The organism is Dehalococcoides sp., from assembly GCF_041654235.1.
In the GTDB taxonomy this organism is placed as follows: Bacteria; Chloroflexota; Dehalococcoidia; order Dehalococcoidales; family Dehalococcoidaceae; genus Dehalococcoides; species Dehalococcoides mccartyi_B.
In genome coordinates, this window is sequence record NZ_JBAZDW010000007.1 from 14,838 (window position 1) to 40,417 (window position 25,580).

Sequence of the window (25,580 nt, forward strand, 5' to 3'; positions counted from 1 at the left end):
TTTGATGTTAGGCTTATACTGACGGATATGAGTTATCTGAAGAATATTAAAATATACCTGACAACCTACCGCTGGACTTGGGTACTGATAGGCGGGCTGGGTTTGTTTCTGGGTGCGGAACAGCTTATAAAACTGACGCATGGGACTAATTTTTTGCCGTTACTGGTAGTTCTGGGTGCATTCATCATGCCGGTGACTTTTGTGGTGTTTATTTATGAACGTCTACCTCTGGCTAACATAACCATCCGTTGGGTGCTGGCCAGTTTTTTTGTCGGCGGTATGATTGGGCTTTTAATGGCAGGTATGCTGGAATATGCAACTGGCTCCAGCCTGAGCCCAGCCGGACTACTCCGGGTAGGAGTTATAGAAGAAGCTGCCAAGCTGATATTCCCTTTGCTGCTTTTTTGGGGCGGCGGTTTTAGGGCTGAGGCGAACGGGGTTCTGTTTGGAGTAGCAGCCGGCATGGGTTTTGCAGCGTTGGAAACTATGGGTTACGGGGTGGTCAGCCTTATCCAGAGTCAGGGGGATATAAACCTGTTGGAACAGGTGCTTCTTTTCAGAGGGCTGTTATCTCCTGCCGGGCATGCCGCCTGGACTGGCATAGTCTGTGCTATCCTGTGGAGACAGCGCGCCGAATATGGCAGAGGGCCTGTAAATATGGCGGTTATAGGGGCTTTTATATTGGCAGTGGGCCTGCATATTGTCTGGGATATAGCCAGTGGATTGAATCTGCCCGTTGTTTGGGCGGTAATCGTATTATTAACGGTGGCCGTTTTAAGCTTGCTTTTACTTATCCGGGCTATACGTCATGCCCGATACCAGTTGCAGAGGGGTAATTCAACTGTTTAAATTGGTGGCGGTGTTTTCTTTTTTTTATTTTTCAGGCGGCTTACGATTTGCTGGACAACGAATGTACCTATATAAAGAACTGTTAATCCGCCCGTGAAGATAATTACCATTTGGACTGAATTCAGGGTGAATACCTTGCCTACAACTGCCCCGAAGATAACATACAGGGCATCGTAAAAAATACCGGATATCAATACCCCCAACATAAGTACCTTGGTTTTGCGTTTGGCTCCCATAAGCAGGGTCAGCGGTATTCGGAGCCACATAAATCTGCCTACAGCTATTGCAAAGGGTGAATACAGGTTTACCTTCTGCAGAGCCGGTGATTCAGATATTTTCTTAAGAGGGGTTCGGGTACGAAGGAAGGTAATAAACCTTTCAATAGGGCCGCTGCCCACCCTCCCCAAACGTGACAGAGCCAAAGCTCCTATTTGGCGGCCAGCCTGAGCCACCAGTATCAGCAGGATAAGAAGCCATATGGAAAGTTCTCCACTGGCTACCTGATAGCCGCCCATCAGCCAGACTGTTTCTAAAAGATATGGCACAGTGAGGCCCACTGTTTCACTGATAAAACAAATGCCAAAAAGAATCAGCAAAACCACCAGATTGAATTCGGAGAGCATGGCAACACCCTGGGTAATTAGCGCTTCAAAATCCATCAATAATCCCTAAGAGTAAGCATCCAGCCCAAGCAATTCGGGTACAGTTACAAATTTGTAGCCCTGCTGGAGCAGGTTTGATATCAGGCTGTCCAGGACTTTGATAGTCAGCTGGCAGTCAGATTGGAGGCTATTGGCGTCTATACCGTAACCATCATGGAATAATAGTATGCAGCCGGGGCCGCTTTTATCAAGTATTTTGGAGATGGCATTGTCAGTTTCGGCCAGGCTTTTGCCCTCCACTGCATATCCCCAGCTGACAGTTGTTACATTCATTTCATTGGCGGCCGCTAGTTCCCAGGGAGACCGTTTTCCGTATGGCGGGCGGTAAAGACAGGGGGTAACACCGGTATATTTACAGATAGTTTCGGCACACCTTAGCATATCTTTTGCCCCGAAATCAGACAGGGCATGGTTGGCGTCATGGCTGTACGAATGATTGCCCAGTATATGCCCACGCTCAAGTATTTCCCGGGTTAGCTCAGGGTAAGTCTCTACGTTTTTGCCCACCACAAAAAAGGTGGCTTTTATACCATATTTATCCAGTATAGCCAGTATTTCGGGGGTGTACTCGGGATTGGGGCCGTCATCAAAGGTCAGGGAGATAGTTTTGCTCTCACCTTCCCCTTCAAAATAAACCTTGCCGAACAGTTGCGAAGATGGGCTGGCGTATCCCCAGAACAGTATGCCCACTAAACCGAATATCGGCAAAGTATTTTTGACTGAACGGAAGAACAGGGGACTGCGGTATAAACGGCGGAAAAACTGGTTTATATACTGTAATACCCAGCCGGTTACCATGGCTATATTTTTAAATACGTCACGCAGTATCCTGAGGAATGGTTTTTTTACTCTTCGGGCAGAGGTGACGGCTATAAGGCTGCGGTCAAGAAGTACTTTGCCTTGTCTACTCAGGCGGGTGGATATATCATATTGGTCTGCCGAAAAGGCAGTGACATGGTAGCCGCCGATTCTTTCAAATACATGGCGTTTAAAGGCAAAGTTAGCCCCTGAGATAAGCATGGGGCGGCTATGGAATAGGCAGGTATAAGCGTTACATACCAGACGCAGTAAATATTCCAGAAATGCCCACCATGGAGGGTCTGCATACCGGTAAATACCGGCCACTGCTACTGCAGAAGGTTGATGTTTGAAATCTGCATATATGCGGGAGAGCCAGTCCGGGGGGTAAATGGTATCGGCGTCTGCCTGAACGATTATTTCGCCTGAGGCGGCTGCCGCACCTATCTGCCGGGCATAAAAGGCGCTGTGCTTTTCGCAGTGCAGTATTTTTACGGGGTATTTGCGGGCAACCAGTGCGGTTTTGTCTATGCTGCCGTTGACTACTACGATGATTTCATAGCTGTCAAAGTCCTGTCGGCAGATACTGTCGAGACAACGGGGAAGAAACTTCTCCTCATTGCAAGCAGGCAATACAACGCTAATCATACGGTGTTATTATAGCCTATATGTCAAAATATGTCATAGCTGAGGGATGTCAAGAATTGTAAAAGACTGGCTCGCGGTCTTTCGGGTGGCAGTATTAAAATCAAAAATGAGAATGGCGGGTTTTTCCCCGAAGTAAACCAGTTTTTCATGCCCGTCTTCAACTACCACGCTTCTGGCCTGAGTGAAATCCACCTGCTGTTCCCGGCCGGTGCGGTTGCAGACCCAGAGCGGCAGTCCTGTTTCGGTGGAACGTTTCTTCCAGCGTTCTTCCGGCGGGTATTTATTTCCCCAGGCGGCGGCCGCAATAAGAAGTTCGGCACCTTGTTCGGCCAGCACTTTAGTATGTTCACTGTCATAGGTATCTGCACAGATAAGCATACCCAGTTTGCACCCGTCCATTTCAAAGACTGAAAGACTGCTGCCGGGGCTTGACCAACCTTCTTCGGCACCGGGGTGTATTTCTATTTTGCAGTGTTTGCCGGCCAGTTCACCCTTTCGGTTTACAGCAAACAGGCAGTTATAACATTTGCCGCTTGACAGGTCTTTTTCAGGGTAGGAAAGGAATAATCCTATGTCTAAGGTTTTACATAACTCCATTATCTCTTTAAGCCACCGGTCAGGTTGAGGGGATATCCATTTTGTACCTATGGTTTCTTCAAAAAAATAGCCCGAAACGGCCATTTCCGGAGTCAGCACCCACTTTGCCCCAGCCTGAGCGGCTTTGCGGAGGGAACGTGAGATTAAGATACGATTGGCTTCAATATCTGCGGTTTTTGGTTCAATATGCAGCATGGCTACTTTGAAAATGCTCGCCATTAGTAGTCTATTCCTTGTCTTGCATCCACCCCTTTTTCAAAAGGATGTTTGCGGTTAACCAGTTCGGTTACCTGATCCGCCAGCACTACCAGACGGGTATCCGCATGGCGTCCGGTCAGTATCAGCTCCACTTTTTGGGGTTTGGATTTTACCAGTTCGACCACATCTTCAATATCTATAAGTTTCCAGGCGGAGGCGGTGTTTATTTCGTCCAGCATGACCACATCGTATTCACCACTGGAAATTACCCGTTTTGCCTCGGTAAGGGCTTGTTGGGCGTAATCCAAATCTGTCTGAGTGGTATACTGGGGGCCCATAAAATCACTGCGGCCGAAAATAGCGTAATCTATACCCGGCAGACGCTTGAGTGAGTTATATTCGCCGCCTTCGTGAATACCCTTCAGAAAAAAGACTATATAAGACTTTAGCCCATATCCGGATGCCCGCATGACTGTCCCCAGTGCCGCCGAAGTTTTGCCGCGGCCGTCTCCGGTAAATATCTGGACAAGCCCGGTATTATATTTATTGATCTGTTGGGTACTGTTCACTTTTTAACTCCTGCAAATATTCGGGTGGGTATTATTTACATCCAGACAATGGCTATGCATATGCCTGCCCAGATAAACATACCGGTTTTATATAGCCTGGCCGCTCCAGTCAGGCATAAGGTGCTGAGCGGGCGGAGAGATTTACCCATAGTGTAGCATCTGGACTTTTCCAGCGAAACATCTAGAGCCCCTGCCATGGCGGCCATTGGCCAGCCTGCATTGGGGGAGGTGGTATTGGCGTGGTCCGAGATAGCAGACCGAAGTGCCTGTTTGTAGTTTTGATGAAGAATAAACGCCCCGATTACAAAAAGCAGGGCGGTCAGGCGGGCTGGAACAAAATTTGCCACATCATCCAGCCTGGCGGCAAATTTGCCCAGATATTCGTACTTTCCATGATAACCTATCATGCTGTCCAGCGTATTTATAGCCCGGTAGGCAAATGCTCCCGGTACCCCTAGGAATATAAAGTAAAACAGAGGTGCAACAAAAAAATCGCTGGCATTTTCCGAGATAGAGCGTATGGAAGCTGAAATAACATCTTCACGGCTGGGCCCGTCTTCGGCGTGGGGGACTGTGCCTAGCAGGGTTTCCAGTTCTTTAGGGGGTGCGCCGCTGCGGTTTTTTTCCAGCAGTTTCTTTATTTTCAAAGCTATTACCCACTGCTCACGCAGGCAAAAGGCGGGTTTAAGTATCAGTCCTCCCGCAAGTACATAGAGTGCGGTGTTAAATTCTTTGAGGTAACCCAGAATAAAAAATACAGCGGTAAAAGTTACACTCACGGTTAGTATGCTTAAAAATGCCCCGTAAGTAAACTGGATTTTAGGGTTACGGGACGGGCTGAAACGGTCCAGTAACGAGATAAATTTGCCAAGCCAAACTACCGGGTGAAGGGGCGCAGGGTATTCACCCAGTACAAGGTCTAAGGCAAGTGCAAGCACAATTATATATACAGTTTCCACAGTTATCTAAAATCTATACCTGATTAACATTTTAAAGATGGGTTGTTTGCTTAGAATAGCCTTTTTACCTCAAAGAAGAGGTCTTTTTTATCCAGATTGTCAGTGGTTTGCTGGGTGCAGGTAACGGTATTGAGGTATTTTTTAGCCAGAGCCACTGCCTGGCTCATTTCTTCCGGGGTGGCTCTTCGCCATGTATTGTCACCGCATTCAAAATAGGCATCTATCCTGAGTGGGATATTCGGGCTGAGTCGGGCAATATGCCTGGCAATGGCTTCTGTTTCAGCCATGTCTATATAACCGGGTATGAATACCATTTCGGCCCTTAGCTTTTTACCCGAACGGAAAATAGCCTCAAAGTTTTTCAGCATTTTGGTATTGGGTACTTCAGTGTAATCCAGATAAAGTTCCGGAGTAACTGCTTTCAGACTGAAAACCACCTCGTCCACATTGGCAAGGTCAGGCAATTTCAGTCCGTTGGTATTCAGGGTGATATAGACGCCAAACTCTGATTTGAGGCGGCGGCATATCTCCTCAAAATGGGGGTCGATGGTGGCTTCCTGCCCTTCAAACAGAACCTCTTTGAGCTCTACTTTACGCAGGGTTTCCATAATGCCATCCAGACTCAGGAACGATTCAGGACCACGGGGCGGGGCTAAATGGGGGTCACGGGCAACCACGTCCAGATTTTCTTCCAGAGCCAGGCAGTTGATTTCTTTTTTGCAAAGGCAACCGCGGCACTTCAGGTTGCAGTTCCAGTGGAACAGGTAGGCTTTTTTGATGCCCGGTGCATAGGCTATATGATAGACGTTGGTCATATCCGGGTTGGTTTGACGGTCAGGCATAATACGCGGGGTATGAGAATTTGCAGTCATAAATGTAATATTCCTATAAAAAATTATCTAACATTATAACACAATATTTCCCCGAAACGGTTTAGAAATTTTGGATTTGCTTAATTTAAAAATGTTTTTTCAGGCTTGTAGTGCTGAAGTATTGGCAAAAAGGCAAGGGGTTGTTATTATGAATGAATAATATATAGATGAGGTGTCCGGTGGAAGAAAAAATCCTGGGTGTAGTGCCTAATTTCAAGAAGTCCAAGTCATGGGGCAGGTGGGATACATACTCTCTGGTGGTTACTGACCAGAGCTTTATATTTGCTATGATGACCAGCCAGATGGTGAAAGATGCAGCGGCGGAAGCCCAGAAAAGCGGCAAGGAGTCCGGCAAGGGTTTTTTTGCCCGCTGGGGTGACCAGATAAAAAGCGGATTTATTCTTTATAAAAAGTATTATAACATGCCCGCCGAAGCTATACTGGATGAGAATAAAGACAACTTTCAGTTGCTTATTGCCAATATTTCACGGGTAACTATCAGGAAGAAGACCGGTGATGAGAATCAGTCGGATACTACCGAGATAAAGATAGAGGCTGTAAGCGGCAAGCAGGAATACTTTATTGATGGCAGTAGCAAGGAAATGATAGGTTTGTTTGAAGCTGTACTGGGAGATAGACTGGATGTAAAGAAGGGGATTTTTGGTCTGGGTTAACGTTATCTATCCAAACCGGTTTAATGCGTTGAAGGGGGATTAAAGCCCCCTTCAATTGTCTAGCAATATATACACATATTTATATAGGTAAAGATGCTCCTAGTCACCCAGAGGCAGGCTGGACAGATACCGTTCGCCGCTGTCCGGCATGATGGCGACGATAAGCTTGCCTGAGTTTTCTGCTTGTTTGGCTGTTTCCAGTGCCGCCCAAAGTGCCGCTCCGGAAGAAATACCAGCCATAATGCCTTCTTCGCGTGCCAACCGGAGAGCCATGTTGACGGCTTCTTTTCCGGGTACCCTGATAACTTTATCTATCAGTTCCAGAGAGAGTATGCGGGGTATAAAGCCTGCCCCTATGCCTTGAATAAGGTGAGGCTGAGGTTCGCCACCAGAAATTACGGGTGACTCAGCCGGCTCTACCGCTATTATCCGTATAGATGGTTTGGCTGCCTTTAGCCCTCTGGCGATACCACTTATGGTACCGCCGGTGCCTACGCCTGCCACCAGTATATCCACTTTGCCATCTGTATCCCGCCAGATTTCTTCGGCAGTAGTTTTATAATGGCTTTCAGGATTAGCTGGATTTTCAAACTGGTTCGGTATAAAGGCTTGGGGCAGTTTAGCCTTAAGTTCGGCCGTCTTTTCTATAGCCCCCTGCATGCCCAGTTCTGCCGGAGTGAGCACCAGCTCTGCTCCCAGCAGACGGAGTAAACGCCTGCGTTCCACCGAAAAGTTTTCAGGCATGGTTAGCATCAACCGGTAACCTTTGGCAGCGCAAACGGCAGCCAGAGCTATGCCGGTATTGCCGCTGGTTGACTCTATTACGATACTGCTGGGTATAAGCTTGCCTTCCTGCTCGGCCTTTTTTATCATATACAGAGCCGGACGGTCTTTGGCACTGTGGGTGGGGTTAAACGATTCCAGTTTGAGTATAATTTCGGCCTTTAGCCCGCTGCCTATCTTATTTAAACGTACCAGCGGAGTATTGCCTATAAGTTCTGTAATGTTTGACGCAATGCCGCGTCCATTATGGATATTATATTTAGATGTTCTATTTTCCATACCAGAATCCCTTCAGCTTGATATTCGAAAACTCGGTATAAATAGGATTGTCGGGCATGGCCGCGGGTTTGTCAAGAATGTTTTAAAAATAGCATAATGCGTGTTATACTACTACTTTATTATGAGTTTATTGTCGGTAATATTTATCGCTCTGGGACTTTCGGCAGACTGTTTTGCCGTATCAATCGGCATAGCATGTACCCATGCAAGCATTAAAAGCCGAGTTATATGGCGGGTGGCCGGTACTTTCGGTTTATTTCAAGCGGGTATGGTTGTTATCGGTTTTTTTGCCGGCCTGAGTGTCATAGATATTATTTCTGCTTTTGACCACTGGATTGCTTTTGGCCTGCTGTTATTTATCGGTGTTCGCATGATATACGAAGCTCTGCAAGGAGAAGATGACCAGGAGCTGGTAAAACTTGACCTTACCCGGGGGTTTGGTTTGCTGGGAGTAGCGGTAGCTACTTCTATAGATGCATTGGCAGTTGGCTTGGCATTTGCTGTGGAAGAAACCAATATCGGGCTTGCAGCTTTGCTGATAGGTTTGGTTTCACTGACTGTAAGTTTTCTGGGTTTTAAACTGGGCAATCGCATTAGCTTTATGGCTAGCCGCTGGGTTGGTGTAGCAGGCGGGCTGGTACTGGTTTTTATAGGTCTAAAAATACTGGCAGAACATACCCTGGGTTGGGACATATTACTGTAATGCAGGCGAAATGATTGCGAAATAATAATGGTTTATTTTGTCTGATTTAGCTTGCGCAGTATTTGACAAGCGATTATCTAAGTGCTAATTTATATAAATACGGAAGTTATATACCGTATGTAGGGGTAAGTATGAAAAGGGTACAGATTAAAGAAGAACTTTGTATGGGCTGCGGCCTGTGTCGCGTAGCCTGCCAGACCGAACACTCGGTCTCTCATGACGTTATTAAGGCCGTCAAAAAGGAAAATCAGAAGCCCAGAATACGGGTGGAACGCAAGGGAGAGATAAGTTTCTCTGTACCCTGCCGCCACTGTGACGAACCATGGTGCGCTTATTCCTGTATCAGCGGTGCTATGACCCGTGACCCCATAACTGGAATTGTTTCCAGTGATCCTGAAAGATGTATCGGCTGTTGGACATGCATTGTGGCCTGCCCGAACAGCGCCCTTATAAAAGACAAGGCAAACCATGTGATTCTCAAGTGCGATCTGTGCGGCGGTAAAGAAATACCTGCCTGCGTGGCTAACTGCCCGAATGAAGCCTTGGAACTGATTGACGGCTAAAGAGTTAGTTAAACGATGATTGCGCTTGTTGATTACGGAGGGGGTAACCTGAAGAGTGTGGCGAATGCCATACACGCTTTGGGATATGAGTTTACCCTGACTTCAGACCCGAAAGAGATTCTTTCAGCCCATGCGGTTATCCTGCCCGGAGTAGGTGCAGCCGCTGACACGGTAGCCGGTCTGCGGGCAAAAGGGTTGGATGAGGCTATAAAAGAGCTGGTAAAGAGGGATATTCCCCTGCTGGCTATATGTGTGGGTATGCAGGTGCTTTTTGACTCCACTGAAGAGGGCGGTCAGACTAAGTGCCTTGGTATTTTGGCGGGTGAAGTAAAACGCCTGCCTGATGGGGTAAAGATACCCCAAATGGGCTGGAATCAGCTGAAGCAAAGGGTTTCCCACCCTTTATTTGAAGGTATTCCTGACGGGACAGATTTTTATTTTGTTCACAGTTATTATGCCAGCCCTGCAGACCGGAATATTATAGGGGCAACCACAGACTATGGAGTGGATTTTTGCAGTCTGGTTATCAATAAACGCCTAATCGCTACCCAGTTTCATCCGGAAAAGAGCGGTAGCTACGGCTTAAAGTTATATCAAAACTTTTTTAAGATGGCTCTGGGAGATAAAAAATGAAAGCCGATTATTTAATTGTAGGATGTTCTGCCGGCGGTATAGGCGCGGCAGAGGCTATTCGTGAAGTAGACCGTGACGGTTCTATTGTCATAGTGGGGGAAGAGCCTTATCTGGCATATTCACGCCCCATGATAGCCAAGTATCTTTCCGGACAGAAAACCGTGGAAAAAATACTTTTCCGCCGCCCGGAGTTTTATGCTAACAACAACATTACCTGTCTGACTGATACCAAAGTGGAAGCAGTGAATACAGCCACCCATGAAGTCAGCCTTTCAAACGGAGAAAAGATTAGTTACGGCAAACTCCTGCTTGCCCCCGGCGGCAAACCCATTGTTCCGCCTATTGACGGGTCAAACAAGGCGGGTGTTTTTAACTTTATTAATATGAAAGACGCTGTTTTGATAGACGGCTATGTAAAGGCCGAGAATGTAAAGAAAGCGGTGATTATCGGCGGCGGGCTTATAGGCATGAGTGCCGCAGATGCCTTGACCAAGCTGGGTATAGAAGTAGACATAATTGAGCTTAAAGGTCATATCCTGAATACTATTCTGGATGAAGCAGCCGGTAAGATAGCCGCTCAGACAGTCACTTCTTACGGTGTGAAATTAAATACCGGGCGGACCGTCAGTAAAGTGCTGGGTCTGCACAAAGTTGCCGGAGTTGAGCTGGATAACGGCCACCAGATAGAAAGCCAGATGCTGGTAATAGCTATCGGTGTTATTCCCCGGACAGAGCTTTTTAAAGCCGCCGGATTGGAAGTAAACCGCGGGGTGGTGGTAAATGATAATATGCGCACCAGCAACCCTGACGTATATGCCTGCGGCGATGCCTGCGAATCTTTTGACTTTATTTATAACAGCCGAAGGGTTACCCCTATTTGGCCGAATGCCTATATAGGCGGGCGGATAGCCGGTTACAATATGGCCGGCATGGATACCACCTATCACGGCGGTACAGTAATGAACTCGCTAAACTACTTTGGCATGGATATTGCCACTGCCGGTATGTCAGTATTGCCGCCGGACGCCAGCGGTCTTGAGGTTCTTTCAACTCTGACTGCCAACGGCTACAAGAAGCTGGTTTTAAATGCCGAAGGCAAGATTGTGGGCATGTTGACTCTGGGTGAAACAGATACTGCCGGCATTATCTTCGGCCTCATGCGTGACCGGAGTGATGTACGCCCCATTAAAGATAATATACTTAATGAAAATTTTGGTCTGGCCTATCTGTCGGCTGACAGCCGTGAAGAACATCTTCATGGCAACACTTCGGGCAGGGTAGCCCCGGCAGATTTCAAGCATTAGCAGGAGATTTCCATGAGAGACTTAACTAGAGTAAGCAATAGCCATTCGGACAGCAAGGTTATAGATGCCTGTTCGCTTTTTGGGGTGATGGATACCTCCGGAGGGCGTTTTTCCGGGGAAGATTTGATTATTGCTATCGGCAGTATGCATGATCGCGGAAACGGACTGGGCGGCGGTTTTGCCGCTTATGGCATCTACCCTGATTTTGCAGATGATTATGCTTTTCATATCATGTTCCTTAGCCAGAAAGCTAAAACCGAGACGGAGTGTTTTCTGGAAAAATTCCTGAATGTTAAACACAAAGAAGAAGTTCCTACCCGTGACCAGAAGGGGATTGTTAACCCTCCCATTGTCTGGAGATACTTTGTTTCTATCAGTGCTGAAAAGCGCGGGCAGTTTAGCGAAGAAGATTATGTGGTAGACCGGGTAATGTATATAAACACCTGTATAGATGATGCTTTCGTCTTTTCCAGCGGCAAAAACATGGGTGTTTTCAAAGGTGTGGGTTATCCTGAGGATATCGGCCGGTTCTTCCGTCTGGAGGAATACGAAGGCTATCTGTGGACTTCCCACGGCCGCTTTCCTACCAATACCAAGGGATGGTGGGGCGGTGCTCACCCTTTCAGCTTGCTGGATTGGACGGTGGTGCATAACGGTGAAATTTCTTCCTATGGTATAAACAAGCGTTTTCTGGAGCAATACGGCTACCAGTGTACTATGGAAACCGATACTGAGGTAATAGCTTATGGAGTAGACCTGCTGATGCGCAAGCACGGCCTGTCTGTTGAGATGGCTGCCAAGGTATTCTCCGCCCCTCTTTGGAGCCAGATTGCCCGTATGCCGGAAGCCGAACGGAAGATTATGATTACTCTTCGTCAGATTTATGGCGGTTTGCTCTTGAACGGACCATTTACCGTTATCATAGCTCATACCGGCGAAATGATAGGTATGACTGACCGTATCCGCCTGCGTCCTATGGTAGTTGGTGAATACCGATCCAAACTGTTTATTTCATCTGAAGAGTCTGCTATCAGGCTGGTACAACCTGAACTGGATAAGGTCTGGTTGCCCGTTGGGGGCGTGCCGGTGATTGGCAGTTTGAAGAATCCCATTAAAGCTCAGAAGGAAGCTACTACATGCTGAATAAGCGGGTTATTCCATGTTTAGATGTGAATAACGGACGGGTAGTCAAAGGCACCAGTTTTGTAAATCTGCGTGATGCCGGTGACCCGGTGGAACTGGCGGCCCGTTACTACCGTGAAGGTGCTGACGAGCTGGTATTTCTGGATATTTCCGCCACTACCGAAGAACGCAAGACTATGGCTGAGGTGGTGGAAAAAGTATCCAAAGAGGTTTTTATACCACTGTGTGTGGGGGGCGGTCTGCGGAGCATTGCTGATATGACTACGCTGCTCAGGGCAGGTGCTGACAAAGTTTCTGTAAATTCGGCAGCAGTATCTGACCCTGATCTGATAAGCCGTGGGGCTGAAAAATTTGGCCGCCAGTGTATCGTGGTAGCCATTGATGCCAAAAGGGAAGGCAATAGTTGGCAGGTTTATACCCATAGCGGAAAGAAACCCACCGGTCTGGATGCGGTGGAGTGGGCGATGAAAGCAGAGCAGTTGGGTGCGGGGGAAATACTCCTGACCAGTATTGATGCCGACGGTAAAAATACCGGATATGACAACGAACTTAATCGGGAAGTAAGTTCCCGCTTAAATATACCTGTTATCGCCTCCGGCGGAGCAGGTAGCCCGGAAGACCTGTATAACGCCCTGGATAAGGGGCAGGCAGATGCGGTGCTGGCGGCTAGCATTTTCCATTACGGGCGGTATAGCATAGCCGAAGTAAAAAAGTATCTTAAGAGCAAGGGTTTGCCGGTAAGGCTGGAGAACTAAAATGAAGACATTTTTACCTTCTAAATTTATAGTAGACAGAATTGAAGATCGTTGTATCAAGTGCAAGGTCTGCATAACCCAGTGCAGCTTTGATACCCACTATTATGACGCGGATGACGATCAGATAAAGGTTCGCAACCAGAACTGTGTGGGTTGTCACCGCTGTGTGACTTTCTGCCCCACCGGTGCGCTGGTAGTTCGGAATAATCCTCTGGAATACCGCCAGAATGCCAACTGGACGCCTGAAATGATAGAAGATATTTTCAAGCAGGCTGAAACAGGCGGTGTTCTACTTACCGGCATGGGGATGGACAAGGCCAAGCCCATTTACTGGGATAAACTGCTTATAAATGCTTCACAGGTTACCAACCCCTCCATAGACCCTTTGCGTGAGCCTATGGAACTGACCACCTATTTGGGACGCAAACCTGAAAAAGCCACTTTTGATAAATACGGCAATATAGAAGAGAATGTTGCTCCACAGGTAAAGATTGACGTACCGCTGATGTTCTCTGCCATGTCATACGGCGCTATAAGCCTGAATGTCCACCGTTCTCTGGCTCAGGCCGCCAAAAACATGGGCACTATGTGGAATACCGGTGAAGGCGGTCTTCACTCCAGCCTGATGGAATTTAAGGATAATACCATTGTGCAGGTAGCTTCCGGCCGTTATGGTGTCCAGAATGATTACCTGAACTCCGGCCGAATAGTAGAAATCAAAATAGGCCAGGGTGCCAAACCCGGCATTGGCGGACATTTGCCCGGTGAAAAGGTGAGTGCAGATGTTTCCCTTACCCGCATGATACCCATGGGGACAGATGCTATTTCTCCCGCCCCCCAGCACGATATTTACTCTATTGAAGACCTTTCACAGCTTATATATGGCCTTAAAGAAGCCACCCGGTATCGCGTGCCCATTTCAGTAAAAATTGCAGCGGTACATAACGTGGCAGCTATTGCCAGCGGTATTGTCCGGGCGGGTGCGGATATTGTGACCATTGACGGTATGCGGGGTGCTACCGGTGCTGCTCCCAAGGTTATCCGTGATAACGTGGGTATACCTATTGAACTGGCTCTGGCGGCGGTTGATTCACGACTGCGTGAAGAAGGTATCCGTAATCAGGCTTCGCTGGTGATTTCAGGCGGTATCCGCAACAGCGGTGATGTTTTCAAGGCTATTGCTTTGGGTGCTGACGCTGTCAATATCGGCACAGCCGCTCTGGTAGCTTTAGGCTGTCATCTCTGCCAGCAATGCCATACCGGCAAATGCTCTTGGGGTATTTGTACCTCAGATTTGGCTCTGACCAAGAGGATCAACCCTGAAATAGGAGCCAAGCGCCTTTCCAATCTGCTTCGCGGTTGGAGTTTGGAGATTAAGGATATGCTGGGCGGCTTGGGCGTAAATGCTATTGAAAGTCTCAGAGGTAACCGCCTCCATCTGCGGGGTGTGGGTCTATCCGCTGAAGAGCTGAAAATACTGGGAGTAAGGGCGGCAGGTGAATAAATGACTAGCATTGAAGTAAAACAAAATCAGGATAATGCCTGTGTTAATTTACACGGTGTTTACTACCGTGATCTGAATACCCGTTTGTGTGAGCTGGTAAATGAAGGCACCCGTTCCTTGGAGCTCAATAATGCCTGCGGTCAACGGTATATAGGTACCAGCCTTAAAGGGGATGTGAAAATAACCATAAATGGCACACCCGGTAATGACCTGGGGGCTTTTATGGATGGTCCGAGCATAACTGTTAACGGGAATGTACAGGATTGCTGCGGCAATACTCTAAATAACGGACGTATAGTGGTGCACGGGCACGGAGGAGACATATTTGGCATGTCTGCCCGCGGCGGCAAACTCTTTGTGCGTGATTATGTGGGTTACCGGGCCGGTATACATATGAAAGCCTATCAGGATAAAAAACCCTCACTGGTTATAGGCAGTACCGCTCAGGACTTTTTGGGTGAGTACATGGCCGGAGGCGTGCTGGTTGTGCTGGGTTTGGGTCTTGAAGAAAATGAAACCCACAAGGCCAACTTTATAGGCACAGGCATGCATGGCGGTGTAATATATATGAGCGGCAAGGTAGAAGACCACCAGCTGGGCAAAGAAGTGGCTAAGGCCGAGTTGGATGAATCGGACTGGCAAGTATTGCGCCCCTTGATTGATGAATTTGCCCTGTACTTTGGTTATAATGCAGAGGAGATAGCTGCTAGGCCTTTCTACAAGCTCTATCCTAAGTATCTCAGGCCTTATGGCAGGATGTACGCTTATTAGGAAATACTTAAGGCGGGTCAGTTGTTAAAACTGTTTATTGTCACTGCTGATGCTAAAAAAAATGGTAATTTGCTGAAGGAACTGGAGGCTGACCGGTTTGAGATAAAACAGGCGGTCTCTTGTGTTTTAGCCTATCCCTCTTTGTTCGAATTTGCACCTGACATTATTCTGTTGGATTATCTCAGTCTTAAAGCTGAACAATCCGAATGGGGAATACCGGAAGATGTTCTGTTGGACAAAAACCCTCTGGTTATGGGTTTATTACCGGCTGATGATTATGAAGATATAGCCCTTAAACCGGGGCTGGATGATTTTATTCGCTGGCCCGGTTCGGTAAATGAACTCAAAGTCCGCTTGGCGCGTTTGGCTGAAAAATGGGGCATGGGTGAGCCGGGTATTATTAAGGCCGGTGACCTTATAATAGATACCCTTGGTTGCGAGGTTACTCTGGCAGGGCAATTGCTTGAGCTGACATTCCGTGAATTTGAGCTTTTAAAATTTTTAGCCCAAAACAGGGGACGGGTTTTTTCACGCGAGGCTTTGCTTAACAAGGTGTGGGGATATGACTATTACGGCGGTGACCGCACTGTAGATGTCCACATTACCCGTTTGCGTGGCAAAATAGAGGATTCAACTCATACATTTGTTGAGACGGTACGTAACATTGGCTACCGCTTTAAACGCCGTTTTTAGCGTTTTTCAATTCCGGTTTTCTTTCCGCTGTAACATCCCCGAAACTTAAAATTAATTTGATTGCAATACAGGCTTAATCTGTTTTTAACCTGCCATAGCTAAACTGTATATATAAAGATACAGGAGGAGGGTTTAGTTATGGACAGCGGCGATACGACTTGGTTACTTGTCTCCACCGCTTTGGTCATGCTAATGACCCCGGGCGTGGCTCTGTTTTATGGAGGCATGGTTCGGCGCAAAAATCTGGTTTCCACTCTTATGATGAGCTTTGGGGCAATGGCTCTGGGTGGTGTACTCTGGGTCTTGATCGGTTACAGCCTTGGTTTCGGCAACGATATAAACGGGTTGGTAGGCGGTCTGAACTTCTTTGGCTTAAGTGGTGTGGGGCAGGATCCGTCTGATACTTATGCCACCACAGTACCTCATCTGGCCTTCATGATGTTCCAGGGTATGTTTGCTATTATCTCTCTGGCACTTATTACCGGTGCAGTAGTAGAGAGAATCCGTTTTAGCGCTTTGCTCATGTTTGGAGCACTCTGGCTTTGCCTTATATATTCACCTATTGCCCACTGGGTTTGGGGCGATGGTGGTTGGCTTTTTAATCTGGGTGTTCTGGACTTTGCCGGTGGTACGGTTGTGCATATCAATGCCGGTGTTTCTGCTATGGCTCTGGTTTTGGCACTTGGTGCCCGACGCGGTTTCCTTAAAGAACAGATGGAGCCCAACAACCTGCCCATGGTTATGCTGGGTGCGGCTTTACTCTGGTTTGGTTGGTTCGGTTTCAACGGCGGCAGTGCCTTGACCGCCGGTGGTTTAGCTTCAAACGCTTTCGTTACTACCAACACTGCGGCTGCCAGTGCAGCTCTTTGCTGGATATTCCTTAGTTGGCGGCATCGCCGGCCGTCCTTGCTGGGTGCAGTTACCGGTGCGGTTGCCGGACTGGTAGCTATTACTCCTGCGGCTGGTTTTGTAACACCTATGGCGGCTATTGCCATCGGTGCAGTGGCGGCTCTGGTTTGCTACGGTGCTATGATATTCAAGATGAAACGCGGGTTTGACGATTCACTGGATGTTATGGCGGTACACGGTGTAGGCGGTATCTGGGGTGCTTTGGCAACAGGTATCTTCGCCAGTCTGGCGGTCAACTCTGCCGGTGCAGACGGACTTCTTTCCGGAAACGTGGAATTATTCCTTAAGCAAGCCCTGGGTGTGGCTGTTACAGGAGGATTTGCTTTCGTAGGTAGCTTCATAATAGCCAAAGTTGTAGATAAGGTGGTCGGACTGAGGGTAAAAGAACCCGAAGAACTCATAGGTCTTGATATTGCCCAGCACGCTGAACGGGCTTACGGGGGGAGCGTCAGATGAAAAAGATAGAAGCTATTATCCGTGAAGAAAGATTGGAACCTGTAAGAAAAGCATTGGAACTGGTGGGTTTTGCAGGGCTGACTGTCTCAGAGGTTAGCGGACGCGGAAAACAAAAGGGTGTTCCTTTACAATGGAGAGTGGGTGAATATCGGGTTGAATTTTTACCCAAACTCAAATTGGAGGTTATTTGCCACGACGATGACTGCCAGATTGCAGTTGATGCCATTATCAAAGCTGCCCGGACCGGGCGTATAGGTGATGGCAAGATATTCATCCTGCCGGTTGAACAAGTTATACGGATTCGTACCGGTGAAACAGGAAACGATGCAGTTTAGGGCTATGGCGGTTGCCGTAACATATCGGAAACAATTGCGAAATAAAAGCGAAACAAATAACTGGTAAACTGTTAACTAAAATAGGGAAAGATATTTCCCTAGCAATAAAAGGAGATACGTTAGAAATGACGAGAGCAGAATCCGTAGAGTACGTTCTTAAAACGGCCAAAGATCATAATGTTCGGTTTATTCGCCTATGGTTTACTGACATTTTGGGTTCACTGAAAAGTTTTTCCATTGCTTATAACGAGCTTGAAAGAGCGTTGGAAGACGGTATGGGTTTTGATGGTTCATCTATCGAAGGTTATGCCCGCATAGACGAATCCGATATGGTAGCCTTGCCCGATCCGGATACCTTCAAGATTATACCTTGGTCCAATGGTGATTATCAGGTTGGGCGCATGTTTTGCGATATCAAGAAACCGTCAGGCGAACAGTTTGAGGGTGACCCCCGCTATGTCCTTAAGCGCAATCTTAAAAAAGCGGCTGAGATGGGTTTTACCTTCTATATTGGTCCTGAACTGGAGTATTTTTATTTCAAAAATGACCATTCAACCGAATTTCTGGATGAAGGCGGCTACTTTGACCTGACTCCCCGTGATTTGGCTACTGACCTTCGGCGTGAAACCATTGTGGCTTTGCAAGATATGGGCATCATCGTTGAATATGCTCACCATGAAGTTGCTCCCAGCCAACATGAAATAGATATCCGCTATACTGATGCTCTGACCATGGCGGACAATGTTATGACCTATCGCTTGCTGGTTAAAGAAGTGGCCATGCGGCATGGTCTGCATGCTAGCTTTATGCCCAAGCCCGTCGGTTCCGTAAATGGTTCCGGCATGCATACTCATCAGAGCCTTTTCAAGGGTGACAGGAACGCTTTCTTTGATGCCAAAGATTCATATTACTTGTCCACCATGGCCAAGCAATATATTGCAGGCATACTCAAATATGCACCCGAATTTACTTCAGTTACCAACCAGTGGATAAACTCATACAAGCGTCTTGTACCCGGTTTTGAAGCTCCTGTATATCTTTCTTGGGCTCGCCGTAACCGGGCTGACCTGGTAAGAGTTCCTGAGTACAAACCGGGACATGAAAAGTCCACCCGTATTGAGCTTCGCTCTGCTGATCCGGGCTGTAACCCCTACTTGGCTTTCAGCGTTATGCTGGCCGCCGGTCTCAAGGGTATCGAGGAAAAGCTGACACCTCCTGCTCCTATAGAAGAGAATGTTTACGAAATGAACGAGATTGAACGTGCCAAGCGCGGTATCGGGACTTTGCCCGGCAGTTTGCTGGAAGCCCTGAAGCTGACTGAAGGCAGTTCAGTAGTGCGTGAAGCTCTGGGTGACCATGTTTTTGATGCATTTGTGGCTAACAAGAAAATAGAATGGAGCCAGTACAGCATAGCTGTTACTGACTGGGAACTTAAGAGATATCTGCCCGTTCTATAACCTTTACTGAATAAATTGGCACAGGGTCTGGCAAATAGGTTACAATAGCCTATACCAGACCCTGTTTTTATATATGAGGGCAATATGGGAAGACTGCGTTTAGCCATGGCGCAAATTGATAGTGTGGTGGGTGACTTGGCAGGTAACACCGCCTGCATTGTCAGTCATGTTCAAAAAGCCCGTTCACTTGGAGCAGATGTTATAGCCTTTCCCGAATTGGCTATCTGTGGTTATCCCCCTGAAGATTTACTGCATAAGCCCCGTTTTGTTGAAGAAAACTTGCAGGCGCTGGATGCTGTAATAAAAGCATCACAAGGCATCACGGTGATTGTGGGTTATGTAGATTCCCATGATGGTCTTCGTAACGCTGCCGCCATTATCCATAATGGCAGTCTGATTGATAGCTATCACAAGATATTTTTACCTAATTATGGCGTTTTTGATGAAAACCGCTATTTTCTGCCGGGTAACCGCTGTCCCGTTTATACTATCTGCGGGTTTCAGGTGGGGGTGAATATTTGTGAAGATATTTGGTTTACCTCAGGCCCGTCTACCGCTCAGGCAAATAAAGGGGCGGAACTGATTATCAATATAAGTGCTTCGCCGTATCATTTCGGCAAGAGAAACCAGCGTGAAAAAATGTTGTCTGACCGTGCCCGGGAAAACCGGGTGTATATTGCCTATACCAATATGGTGGGTGGTCAGGATGAGCTGGTATTTGACGGTGCCAGTGATGTATTTGATTATAACGGCAACCTGCTAATCAGAGGCAAGCAGTTTCAGGAAGACCTGGTGGTACTGGATCTGGATATACCGGTCTTGCCCAGACAGGCGGATACAAATGCGAATGTCCCGGACTCTATTTTTGTTTCGTCTGCCGGGTTTGAAACCCTTAAGCCGCCTATTGAAAATATTGCCTTTACTCCTTTGGAAGCAGATGCAGAGGTATATCAGGCACTGTTACTGGGTACCAGAGATTACATAAATAAAAACGGTTTTAAGAAAGTGGTCATCGGCCTTTCCGGCGGAATAGATTCCAGTTTGGTGGCTACTATTGCCGCTGATGCATTAGGCCCTGATAATGTGGTGGGGGTTATCATGCCTTCCCGTTATTCCTCTGCGGGCAGTATTTCAGACAGCCTGCATCTGGCGGGAAATCTGGGCATAAAAACCCTTCAGATTCCCATAGACCCGCTTTTTCAGTCATTTCTAAATACACTTTCCGATGTATTTGCCGGAACTGAAGCTAATACTACCGAAGAAAACATTCAGGCACGCATTCGGGGTAATCTGCTTATGGCGCTGTCAAACAAATTCCACTGGCTGGTGCTTAATACCAGTAATAAAAGCGAAACGGCTATAGGCTACAGCACCCTTTATGGCGACATGGCAGGCGGTTTTGCCATTATCAAAGATGTTCCCAAGGTGCTGGTTTACCGTCTGGCTCACAATCGCAACAAATTGGCTGGTTTTGACTTGATACCGGACAATGTACTGACCAAACCCCCGTCTGCCGAACTCAAACCTAACCAGCTTGATACCGATTCCTTGCCCCCTTATGAGGTGCTTGATCCTATTCTGGAAGCTTATGTGGAGCAGGATAAAAGCATAGACCAGATTGTGGCATTGGGGTTTGCAGCGGATATTGTAAAGCGGGTGGTCAAAATGGTAGACCGCAGTGAGTATAAACGCCGTCAGGCGCCTCCGGGTATAAAAATCACCCCCAAAGCTTTTGGGCGTGACCGTCGCCTGCCGATTACCAACCGCTATAATCACGCAAACTAAACAGATAATTGGGGTGGGGTAAATAATATGAAAATGCCGGAAACACTCAATCCCCAAATGCTTGCCCCCTGCGGCATAAACTGCCTGGCGTGTCGGGCTCACCTTATGCAAAAGAAAGTCTGTCCGGGATGTTTTACCGATAGTATTACCAAATCAGAAAGCTGCCGGAATTGCCGGATAAAGGCATGTGCCGCAGAACATGGGGTGAATGCCTGTGCCGAGTGCGGGGCATTTCCATGCTCCCTGATTGGCCATATAGATAAAAGATACAGGCTGCGTTACGGGCTGAGTCTGATTGAAAACGGGCTGTTTTTAAAGCAGAATGGTTTTGAGGTTTTTTCAGCCAGAGAAAAGGAATGCTGGACCTGCCTCGAATGTGAAGGGATAGTTTGCCTTCATAACCGCACCTGTAGCAGTTGCCTTAAAACATACCCGATAAATCACCCTGTCTAGTCGGCTGTATGCTATGGGGTTTAGCCGCAGGAAAGGCTGGCAGGCTAACGTAAACGGGATATTTCGGTGCGATATATACGGCAGAGGGTGCAATCCCCCTCAGGTTTCCAGTTGCGGGCAAGCTTTGGGTTGAAACCCATTTCGTTTATCAACCGCACTAAAGTACAGGCCGGCAAACCGACTACGTTCAGGTAGCACCCTTGTATATTCTCCGCCGGATTAAATTCCTTGTCCTGTATGCCATATGCACCGGCTTTGTCCATGGGAAGGCCGCTGTCTACATATCTTTGAGCTTCTGCCTGAGTATATGGGCGCATAGTCAAGGTGCTTTGGCAGGTGGCAGAGCGAATCTGGCCGTTTTCGGCATTTAGTAAACAAACACTGCTTATAACCGTATGGGGTTTGCCGCCCAGCCTTGACAGATAGTTTAAGGCTACTTTTTTGGAAGAGGGCTTGCCCAGTATGCCGAAATCATCTACTACTATGGTATCTGCGGCTATTATCAGCCCGTTGCTATATTTGCTGGCAATATCTTTGGCTTTGATTTGAGCATTTAAAACGGCAAATTCGGCAGGTGCAACCGAACCGTCAGGGTATAATTCAGCCTGTGAGGGGCAGACTGAAAACACAAAGCCCATCTCACTTAGTATCTGGCGTCGGCGGGGTGAGGCTGAAGCCAGTATTATTTCAGGTAGTGTGCCAGTTGGATTATCAGGCATATCTGTTTGCTTTCGTACAGGGTATTTTAATCTAAAATCAGGCTGAGCAGGTTATCATCAAGACTATAATAGAGTGGCACAACCATTATACCGGGGTATTTATCCGCCAGGCGTTTGGCCTCTGCAACCACAAACTCAGCTTCATTGTCAATTTCAAACATCGGGGCGTAGTTCATGAAATGCTCTTCAGCTCTTTCCCTGCTCCAGCCGGCATTTTTGCAAAGCCCCTGTATAAACTGGGCTTTCTTTGAAGCTAAATTTACCATACCACAGTTATTATGGGCGATAAGGGCTATATGTTTGACTTCGCCGATAGCTATTGCATACGAGACCTTGAATTCGCTGTTTCGCAAGTTTGCTCCGCCGGTTCGGAGTATATAGGCAAAGTTTTCAGGTATGCGCAGCTGTTTTCGGTTATCCATGCACATACCTATTAGAAGGTGGGCAGAATGGCAGGTATGTAATTCCTTGCCCAGATTCTGATACTCTATCAGTTCGGCAATAGGGGTGTCGGTGCATTCAGACGGTATCTGGCTGGCATCAGTTATTTTTACAATTTTCATAAAAGCCCACCTTACGGTTGATTAACGGTGAAAAGCTAAAGTTTGCATTTTAATAAAGCTAGTGTCTCAACGTGGTAAGTTTGAGGGAACATATCTACCGGTATTACACTTGAGAGTTCAAACGGGCCGGCAAGCAGGATTTTAAGGTCTCTGGCCAGAGAAGATGGGTCACAAGCCACATACACCAGATTTCTGGGTGGATTTTGGCATATAGTGGCTAAGACAGACGGGTGGGCGCCACTGCGCGACGGGTCAAGTATGAGTGCGTCCATTTGCCCTTCAAACTGGTTTATAACGTCCTCTGTCTTGGACTGGATGAGTTCAATATTGTCTATGCCCGAAATATTCAAACAGGCATCCTTGACGGCGGCGGCAGATTCCTCAATGGCTATCACCCGTTTGCAGTCCGGGCTGAGAAGTACCGCAAATGTACCCACTCCGGCATAGGCATCTACCAGCGTTTCACTGCCGCTAAGATTCAGATGGTTTTTTATGAGGTTGGCCATTTTTTCAGCCTGAGGGTTGTTTACCTGAAAAAACGAAGCGGCAGATATGCAGAAATCATGTCCCAGCAAAATATCATGGTATTCTTTTTGTCCGCTTTCAATATCTACATTGGCTTTTACCAGCTTTGGTTGGATAAGGTAGCTGTCTTTATTGCTTCCGTAGCGGATGGAAATCTGGCGGGTTTCCCCGCATTTGCCTTGCAGTCCGGCCAGTACCTTGTTTATGCCGGGGTTCATTATCCGGCAATGGTCTATTTGTATATGGCGGCGTGAAAAGCGGTTTACAAAGCCCAGATTGGCATGGTAAATGGAAAGGCGGGCATGATTGCGGTAGCCGCTTTCCTCGTCCGAAGGGACTACCGGTGATATATCAATGCCGAAAAGCTCGGCTTTTTCGAATTCGGCGGTTACTATTCTGTGTTTTAGCTGTAGCTGGTGAATATAGTTTATATGCTGGAAAGTACAGCCGGTGCAATCACCGAAATACGGGCAGGAAGGAATGACCCTTTCGCTTGAAGGGGTGTGTGCTTTTATTACTTGGGCATAACCCCGCCCGGCCTTGTGTGCGAAAAGACGGATATCCACTGTTTCACCTTGAATACCTCCAAAAACCTCAAGGGTACGGTTTGGCAGACTGGCTGAAGTAAGTCCGAAGTTCAGGCCTTCTTCAAGACGGACATTTTCAATTATCTCAGGTGCAGTTTCGTTCATATGCAGGGGGCATTGTAGCATAAATATAGGTTTTGCGTTTAATTTTGACAGGATATAGCTTGGGTTAAAAATATGTCTTGTTACCAGTTTACTTATAGCCTAAAATTAAGACAATTGGTTCTCCGGGGGGATTATGCGTAAAATTCGCAAAACCAATGCCAGGCTGGATGCAGAACTTGAAGACCTGCAAGGTAACTACGATAAATTGCTTTTAAACCAAACCGCTCTTCATTTTTCCGGAAGGGCATCTCCGTTTGCGCCTTCTCAGATTTTAAAAAATGCTCCCGAAGCAGCTTCTGATGAGATTCGTCAACAAAATACACCAGATGCCAAAGAAATTTGCCGACGTATTATAGAAACTGCCTATGAGGGTGTGATACTCACCGATGCCAACGGCCGGATAACACTGGTCAATCCCTGTGTCAGCCAGATAACCGGCTATTCCTCTGAGGTACTCCATGGGAAAACGATATTTGAGATGGTCAGTAAAGCCCATTTGGCAACTGCACTTGCCCAGTGGGAAAAACATAAAAAAGGTACTTCAGCCCGGTATGAACTCCAGCTGAAAAAGAGTAACGGGCGGCTGGTATGGGTGGTTTTCAGTGTTTCGGTGCCATTTGGGCAGGATACAGAGTTTAACGGTATATTAGCTACGGTTACAGATATAAGCAAGTATAAAAATGGTATCAGCGAACGCAAAAAACTGTTTAAGCAGGCTGCTCTGCATGATAAAAAAATAGCCGAAATGGTCAGCACCCTGGAACGTGACAAGCAGTCTTTTCAATCTATTATGGATAATACAACCACCCAGCTGGCTTTTTTGGATAGAGATTTCAACTTCATAAAAGTTAACCAGGCTTATATGAAAAATTGCGGTCATACTGAAGCTGAATTGATAGGTGCAAATCATTTTGCCCTTTTCCCCAGTGCTGAAAATGAAGCTATTTTTAGACGGGTGATCAAAACAGGCAAGCCAGTGGAATTTTGTGACAAACCCTTTGAGTACCCTGACCAACCTTGGAGAGGTATTACCTACTGGGATTGGAGTCTGGTACCCATTAAAAATTCCCGAGGAAGAGTACAGGGGCTGGTATTTTCCCTTATAGAAACCACTGTTCGCAAGCAAATGGAAATAGCCCTGAAATTTTCGCTGGAAGAAACCCGCCGGCGTACCCGTGAAACAGCGGCATTGCTGGATGCATCACGTGCCATACTGGAACATTCCGGTTTTAAAGAAGCTGCTATGGCTGTGTATTCTTCCTGCAAGAAAATCACCTCTTGCCAGAGTGGTTTTGTGGGGCATGTAGAAGGCGGTGTTTGCCGTATCATTTACTTTGACAGTACTAAAGAACAGCCGAAACTTCCCCTTTCCATACCTCTGGCAGGTTTGGCTTTGCAGGCCAGTCAAGGCGGAAAAACTGTACTGGAAAATGATTTCAAGGCTGATGATTATTATGCGTTTTTGCCGGCTAATTACTTAAAAGCAGAAAATGCCCTTTTTGCCCCGGTACGTCTTGGCGGGCGAAGTGTGGGCTTGCTGGCTCTTTTTAATAAAGCGGGTGGGTTTGGAGCATCCGATATCAGGGTGGCTTCTTCTTTCGGTGCTCTGGCGGCCATTGCTTTCAAGAGTAACAGGACTCGCCAAATGCTGGAGGAGAGTGAAAAACGCTATCGGTTTTTATTTAATGGTTCAGGTGATGCGGTTTTTGTACATTACATAACTCCAGAC

27 protein-coding genes are annotated in these 25,580 nt (G+C 47.2%); 17 read left to right on the top strand and 10 right to left on the bottom strand.

What is annotated here, in order from left to right; all coding sequences use genetic code 11:
* Positions 1 to 27: 27 nt before the first annotated feature.
* Entirely contained in the window at positions 28 to 849 is an 822-nt protein-coding gene (locus tag WC259_RS01710) for a PrsW family intramembrane metalloprotease (protein ID WP_372642947.1), read from the top strand.
* Here WC259_RS01710 and WC259_RS01715 read toward each other — a convergent pair.
* The 6 genes from WC259_RS01715 to WC259_RS01740 are packed head-to-tail and all read right to left on the bottom strand — an operon-like array spanning position 846 to position 6,152.
* Positions 846 to 1,508, bottom strand: coding sequence for a hypothetical protein (locus WC259_RS01715; protein WP_372642920.1), 663 nt, complete (start codon positions 1,506 to 1,508; stop codon positions 846 to 848). The two genes, WC259_RS01710 and WC259_RS01715, sit on opposite strands and share 4 nt — an antisense overlap.
* A 9-nt stretch (positions 1,509 to 1,517) precedes the next feature.
* Positions 1,518 to 2,957: a polysaccharide deacetylase family protein gene (locus tag WC259_RS01720; protein ID WP_119215528.1), complete on the bottom strand. Its 1,440-nt coding sequence runs from the start codon at positions 2,955 to 2,957 to the stop codon at positions 1,518 to 1,520.
* Positions 2,958 to 2,990: 33 nt separating this feature from the next.
* Positions 2,991 to 3,773: a carbon-nitrogen hydrolase family protein gene (locus WC259_RS01725; RefSeq protein ID WP_011309523.1), complete on the bottom strand. Its 783-nt coding sequence runs from the start codon at positions 3,771 to 3,773 to the stop codon at positions 2,991 to 2,993.
* Positions 3,773 to 4,321 (bottom strand): cob(I)yrinic acid a,c-diamide adenosyltransferase, encoded by a 549-nt coding sequence (locus WC259_RS01730; protein ID WP_061977332.1) that lies wholly within the window; start codon positions 4,319 to 4,321, stop codon positions 3,773 to 3,775. Before WC259_RS01730 ends, WC259_RS01725 begins: the two co-directional genes overlap by 1 nt.
* A 35-nt stretch (positions 4,322 to 4,356) precedes the next feature.
* Positions 4,357 to 5,280 carry an adenosylcobinamide-phosphate synthase CbiB gene (gene cbiB, locus WC259_RS01735; protein WP_011309521.1) on the bottom strand — a complete coding sequence of 308 codons (924 nt, stop codon included), beginning with the start codon at positions 5,278 to 5,280 and terminating at the stop codon, positions 4,357 to 4,359.
* Positions 5,281 to 5,330: 50 nt separating this feature from the next.
* Complete coding sequence (locus WC259_RS01740; protein WP_372642924.1) at positions 5,331 to 6,152, bottom strand: radical SAM protein; 822 nt, start codon at positions 6,150 to 6,152, stop codon at positions 5,331 to 5,333.
* A 179-nt stretch (positions 6,153 to 6,331) separates the two neighbouring features.
* Here WC259_RS01740 and WC259_RS01745 point away from each other — a divergent pair, with 179 nt between their 5' ends.
* Complete coding sequence (locus tag WC259_RS01745; protein WP_228384424.1) at positions 6,332 to 6,826, top strand: hypothetical protein; 495 nt, start codon at positions 6,332 to 6,334, stop codon at positions 6,824 to 6,826.
* A gap of 99 nt (positions 6,827 to 6,925) precedes the next feature.
* Here WC259_RS01745 and cysK read toward each other — a convergent pair whose 3' ends face one another.
* Complete coding sequence (gene cysK / locus WC259_RS01750; protein WP_015407113.1) at positions 6,926 to 7,888, bottom strand: cysteine synthase A; 963 nt, start codon at positions 7,886 to 7,888, stop codon at positions 6,926 to 6,928.
* A 121-nt stretch (positions 7,889 to 8,009) separates the two neighbouring features.
* Between cysK and WC259_RS01755 the strand changes: the two genes are divergently transcribed.
* The 14 genes from WC259_RS01755 to WC259_RS01820 all read left to right on the top strand — a co-directional run bounded on the left by WC259_RS01755 (position 8,010) and on the right by WC259_RS01820 (position 21,352).
* The gene (locus WC259_RS01755) at positions 8,010 to 8,591 is read left to right on the top strand and encodes a manganese efflux pump MntP family protein (RefSeq protein ID WP_012984388.1); all 582 of its coding nucleotides are present in this window, start codon (positions 8,010 to 8,012) and stop codon (positions 8,589 to 8,591) included.
* Between the two features lie 131 nt (positions 8,592 to 8,722).
* Entirely contained in the window at positions 8,723 to 9,154 is a 432-nt protein-coding gene (locus WC259_RS01760; RefSeq protein ID WP_011309516.1) for a 4Fe-4S dicluster domain-containing protein, read from the top strand.
* 15 nt (positions 9,155 to 9,169) lie between these two features.
* A complete protein-coding gene (gene hisH, locus WC259_RS01765) occupies positions 9,170 to 9,787 on the top strand; it encodes an imidazole glycerol phosphate synthase subunit HisH (protein ID WP_015407112.1) in 618 nt (205 codons plus the stop codon).
* A complete protein-coding gene (locus tag WC259_RS01770) occupies positions 9,784 to 11,091 on the top strand; it encodes an NAD(P)/FAD-dependent oxidoreductase (RefSeq protein ID WP_011309514.1) in 1,308 nt (435 codons plus the stop codon). Before hisH ends, WC259_RS01770 begins: the two co-directional genes overlap by 4 nt.
* Before the next feature lie 12 nt (positions 11,092 to 11,103).
* On the top strand, positions 11,104 to 12,234 hold the full coding sequence (locus WC259_RS01775) for a hypothetical protein (RefSeq protein ID WP_011309513.1): 1,131 nt from the start codon (positions 11,104 to 11,106) through the stop codon (positions 12,232 to 12,234).
* A complete protein-coding gene (gene hisF, locus WC259_RS01780) occupies positions 12,228 to 12,989 on the top strand; it encodes an imidazole glycerol phosphate synthase subunit HisF (protein ID WP_011929213.1) in 762 nt (253 codons plus the stop codon). The genes WC259_RS01775 and hisF overlap by 7 nt, the downstream gene beginning before the upstream one ends.
* 1 nt (position 12,990) lies before the next feature.
* Positions 12,991 to 14,493, top strand: coding sequence for a glutamate synthase-related protein (locus WC259_RS01785; RefSeq protein ID WP_372642930.1), 1,503 nt, complete (start codon positions 12,991 to 12,993; stop codon positions 14,491 to 14,493).
* On the top strand, positions 14,494 to 15,264 hold the full coding sequence (locus WC259_RS01790) for a hypothetical protein (RefSeq protein WP_012984384.1): 771 nt from the start codon (positions 14,494 to 14,496) through the stop codon (positions 15,262 to 15,264).
* Between the two features lie 21 nt (positions 15,265 to 15,285).
* A complete protein-coding gene (locus WC259_RS01795; RefSeq protein WP_372642934.1) occupies positions 15,286 to 15,957 on the top strand; it encodes a DNA-binding response regulator in 672 nt (223 codons plus the stop codon).
* A gap of 138 nt (positions 15,958 to 16,095) precedes the next feature.
* Positions 16,096 to 17,322: an ammonium transporter gene (locus WC259_RS01800; protein WP_015407111.1), complete on the top strand. Its 1,227-nt coding sequence runs from the start codon at positions 16,096 to 16,098 to the stop codon at positions 17,320 to 17,322.
* A complete protein-coding gene (locus WC259_RS01805) occupies positions 17,319 to 17,657 on the top strand; it encodes a P-II family nitrogen regulator (RefSeq protein WP_011309507.1) in 339 nt (112 codons plus the stop codon). The genes WC259_RS01800 and WC259_RS01805 overlap by 4 nt, the downstream gene beginning before the upstream one ends.
* 125 nt (positions 17,658 to 17,782) lie before the next feature.
* A complete protein-coding gene (locus WC259_RS01810) occupies positions 17,783 to 19,114 on the top strand; it encodes a glutamine synthetase family protein (protein WP_015407110.1) in 1,332 nt (443 codons plus the stop codon).
* Positions 19,115 to 19,198: 84 nt separating this feature from the next.
* Positions 19,199 to 20,899 carry an NAD+ synthase gene (locus WC259_RS01815; RefSeq protein ID WP_372642939.1) on the top strand — a complete coding sequence of 567 codons (1,701 nt, stop codon included), beginning with the start codon at positions 19,199 to 19,201 and terminating at the stop codon, positions 20,897 to 20,899.
* A gap of 27 nt (positions 20,900 to 20,926) precedes the next feature.
* Positions 20,927 to 21,352 (top strand): DUF3795 domain-containing protein, encoded by a 426-nt coding sequence (locus tag WC259_RS01820; RefSeq protein ID WP_015407108.1) that lies wholly within the window; start codon positions 20,927 to 20,929, stop codon positions 21,350 to 21,352.
* Between the two features lie 44 nt (positions 21,353 to 21,396).
* Here WC259_RS01820 and WC259_RS01825 read toward each other — a convergent pair whose 3' ends face one another.
* The 3 genes from WC259_RS01825 to WC259_RS01835 are packed head-to-tail and all read right to left on the bottom strand — an operon-like array spanning position 21,397 to position 23,851.
* Positions 21,397 to 22,071, bottom strand: a complete 675-nt coding sequence (locus WC259_RS01825) for a nucleoside triphosphate pyrophosphatase (protein ID WP_011309503.1) — start codon at positions 22,069 to 22,071, stop codon at positions 21,397 to 21,399.
* Positions 22,072 to 22,097: 26 nt separating this feature from the next.
* Positions 22,098 to 22,634 (bottom strand): carbonic anhydrase, encoded by a 537-nt coding sequence (locus tag WC259_RS01830; RefSeq protein WP_372642942.1) that lies wholly within the window; start codon positions 22,632 to 22,634, stop codon positions 22,098 to 22,100.
* Positions 22,635 to 22,669: 35 nt separating this feature from the next.
* Positions 22,670 to 23,851, bottom strand: coding sequence for a class I SAM-dependent RNA methyltransferase (locus WC259_RS01835; protein ID WP_011929204.1), 1,182 nt, complete (start codon positions 23,849 to 23,851; stop codon positions 22,670 to 22,672).
* Between the two features lie 133 nt (positions 23,852 to 23,984).
* Between WC259_RS01835 and WC259_RS01840 the strand changes: the two genes are divergently transcribed.
* The coding region (locus tag WC259_RS01840; protein WP_372642945.1) for a PAS domain S-box protein at positions 23,985 to 25,580 on the top strand (1,596 nt) is incomplete at its 3' end.

Excerpts from the sequence above, each read along its gene's own strand:
- WC259_RS01710 (WP_372642947.1), top strand. The coding sequence starts at position 28 with ATGAGTTATCTGAAGAATATTAAAATATACCTGACAACCTACCGCTGG.
- WC259_RS01715 (WP_372642920.1), bottom strand. The coding sequence starts at position 1,508 with ATGGATTTTGAAGCGCTAATTACCCAGGGTGTTGCCATGCTCTCCGAA.
- WC259_RS01720 (WP_119215528.1), bottom strand. The coding sequence starts at position 2,957 with ATGATTAGCGTTGTATTGCCTGCTTGCAATGAGGAGAAGTTTCTTCCC.
- WC259_RS01725 (WP_011309523.1), bottom strand. The coding sequence starts at position 3,773 with ATGGCGAGCATTTTCAAAGTAGCCATGCTGCATATTGAACCAAAAACC.
- WC259_RS01740 (WP_372642924.1), bottom strand. The coding sequence starts at position 6,152 with ATGACTGCAAATTCTCATACCCCGCGTATTATGCCTGACCGTCAAACC.
- cysK (WP_015407113.1), bottom strand. The coding sequence starts at position 7,888 with ATGGAAAATAGAACATCTAAATATAATATCCATAATGGACGCGGCATT.
- WC259_RS01755 (WP_012984388.1), top strand. The coding sequence starts at position 8,010 with ATGAGTTTATTGTCGGTAATATTTATCGCTCTGGGACTTTCGGCAGAC.
- WC259_RS01760 (WP_011309516.1), top strand. The coding sequence starts at position 8,723 with ATGAAAAGGGTACAGATTAAAGAAGAACTTTGTATGGGCTGCGGCCTG.
- hisH (WP_015407112.1), top strand. The coding sequence starts at position 9,170 with ATGATTGCGCTTGTTGATTACGGAGGGGGTAACCTGAAGAGTGTGGCG.
- WC259_RS01770 (WP_011309514.1), top strand. The coding sequence starts at position 9,784 with ATGAAAGCCGATTATTTAATTGTAGGATGTTCTGCCGGCGGTATAGGC.
- WC259_RS01775 (WP_011309513.1), top strand. The coding sequence starts at position 11,104 with ATGAGAGACTTAACTAGAGTAAGCAATAGCCATTCGGACAGCAAGGTT.
- hisF (WP_011929213.1), top strand. The coding sequence starts at position 12,228 with ATGCTGAATAAGCGGGTTATTCCATGTTTAGATGTGAATAACGGACGG.
- WC259_RS01785 (WP_372642930.1), top strand. The coding sequence starts at position 12,991 with ATGAAGACATTTTTACCTTCTAAATTTATAGTAGACAGAATTGAAGAT.
- WC259_RS01790 (WP_012984384.1), top strand. The coding sequence starts at position 14,494 with ATGACTAGCATTGAAGTAAAACAAAATCAGGATAATGCCTGTGTTAAT.
- WC259_RS01800 (WP_015407111.1), top strand. The coding sequence starts at position 16,096 with ATGGACAGCGGCGATACGACTTGGTTACTTGTCTCCACCGCTTTGGTC.
- WC259_RS01805 (WP_011309507.1), top strand. The coding sequence starts at position 17,319 with ATGAAAAAGATAGAAGCTATTATCCGTGAAGAAAGATTGGAACCTGTA.
- WC259_RS01810 (WP_015407110.1), top strand. The coding sequence starts at position 17,783 with ATGACGAGAGCAGAATCCGTAGAGTACGTTCTTAAAACGGCCAAAGAT.
- WC259_RS01815 (WP_372642939.1), top strand. The coding sequence starts at position 19,199 with ATGGGAAGACTGCGTTTAGCCATGGCGCAAATTGATAGTGTGGTGGGT.
- WC259_RS01820 (WP_015407108.1), top strand. The coding sequence starts at position 20,927 with ATGAAAATGCCGGAAACACTCAATCCCCAAATGCTTGCCCCCTGCGGC.
- WC259_RS01825 (WP_011309503.1), bottom strand. The coding sequence starts at position 22,071 with ATGCCTGATAATCCAACTGGCACACTACCTGAAATAATACTGGCTTCA.
- WC259_RS01830 (WP_372642942.1), bottom strand. The coding sequence starts at position 22,634 with ATGAAAATTGTAAAAATAACTGATGCCAGCCAGATACCGTCTGAATGC.
- WC259_RS01835 (WP_011929204.1), bottom strand. The coding sequence starts at position 23,851 with ATGAACGAAACTGCACCTGAGATAATTGAAAATGTCCGTCTTGAAGAA.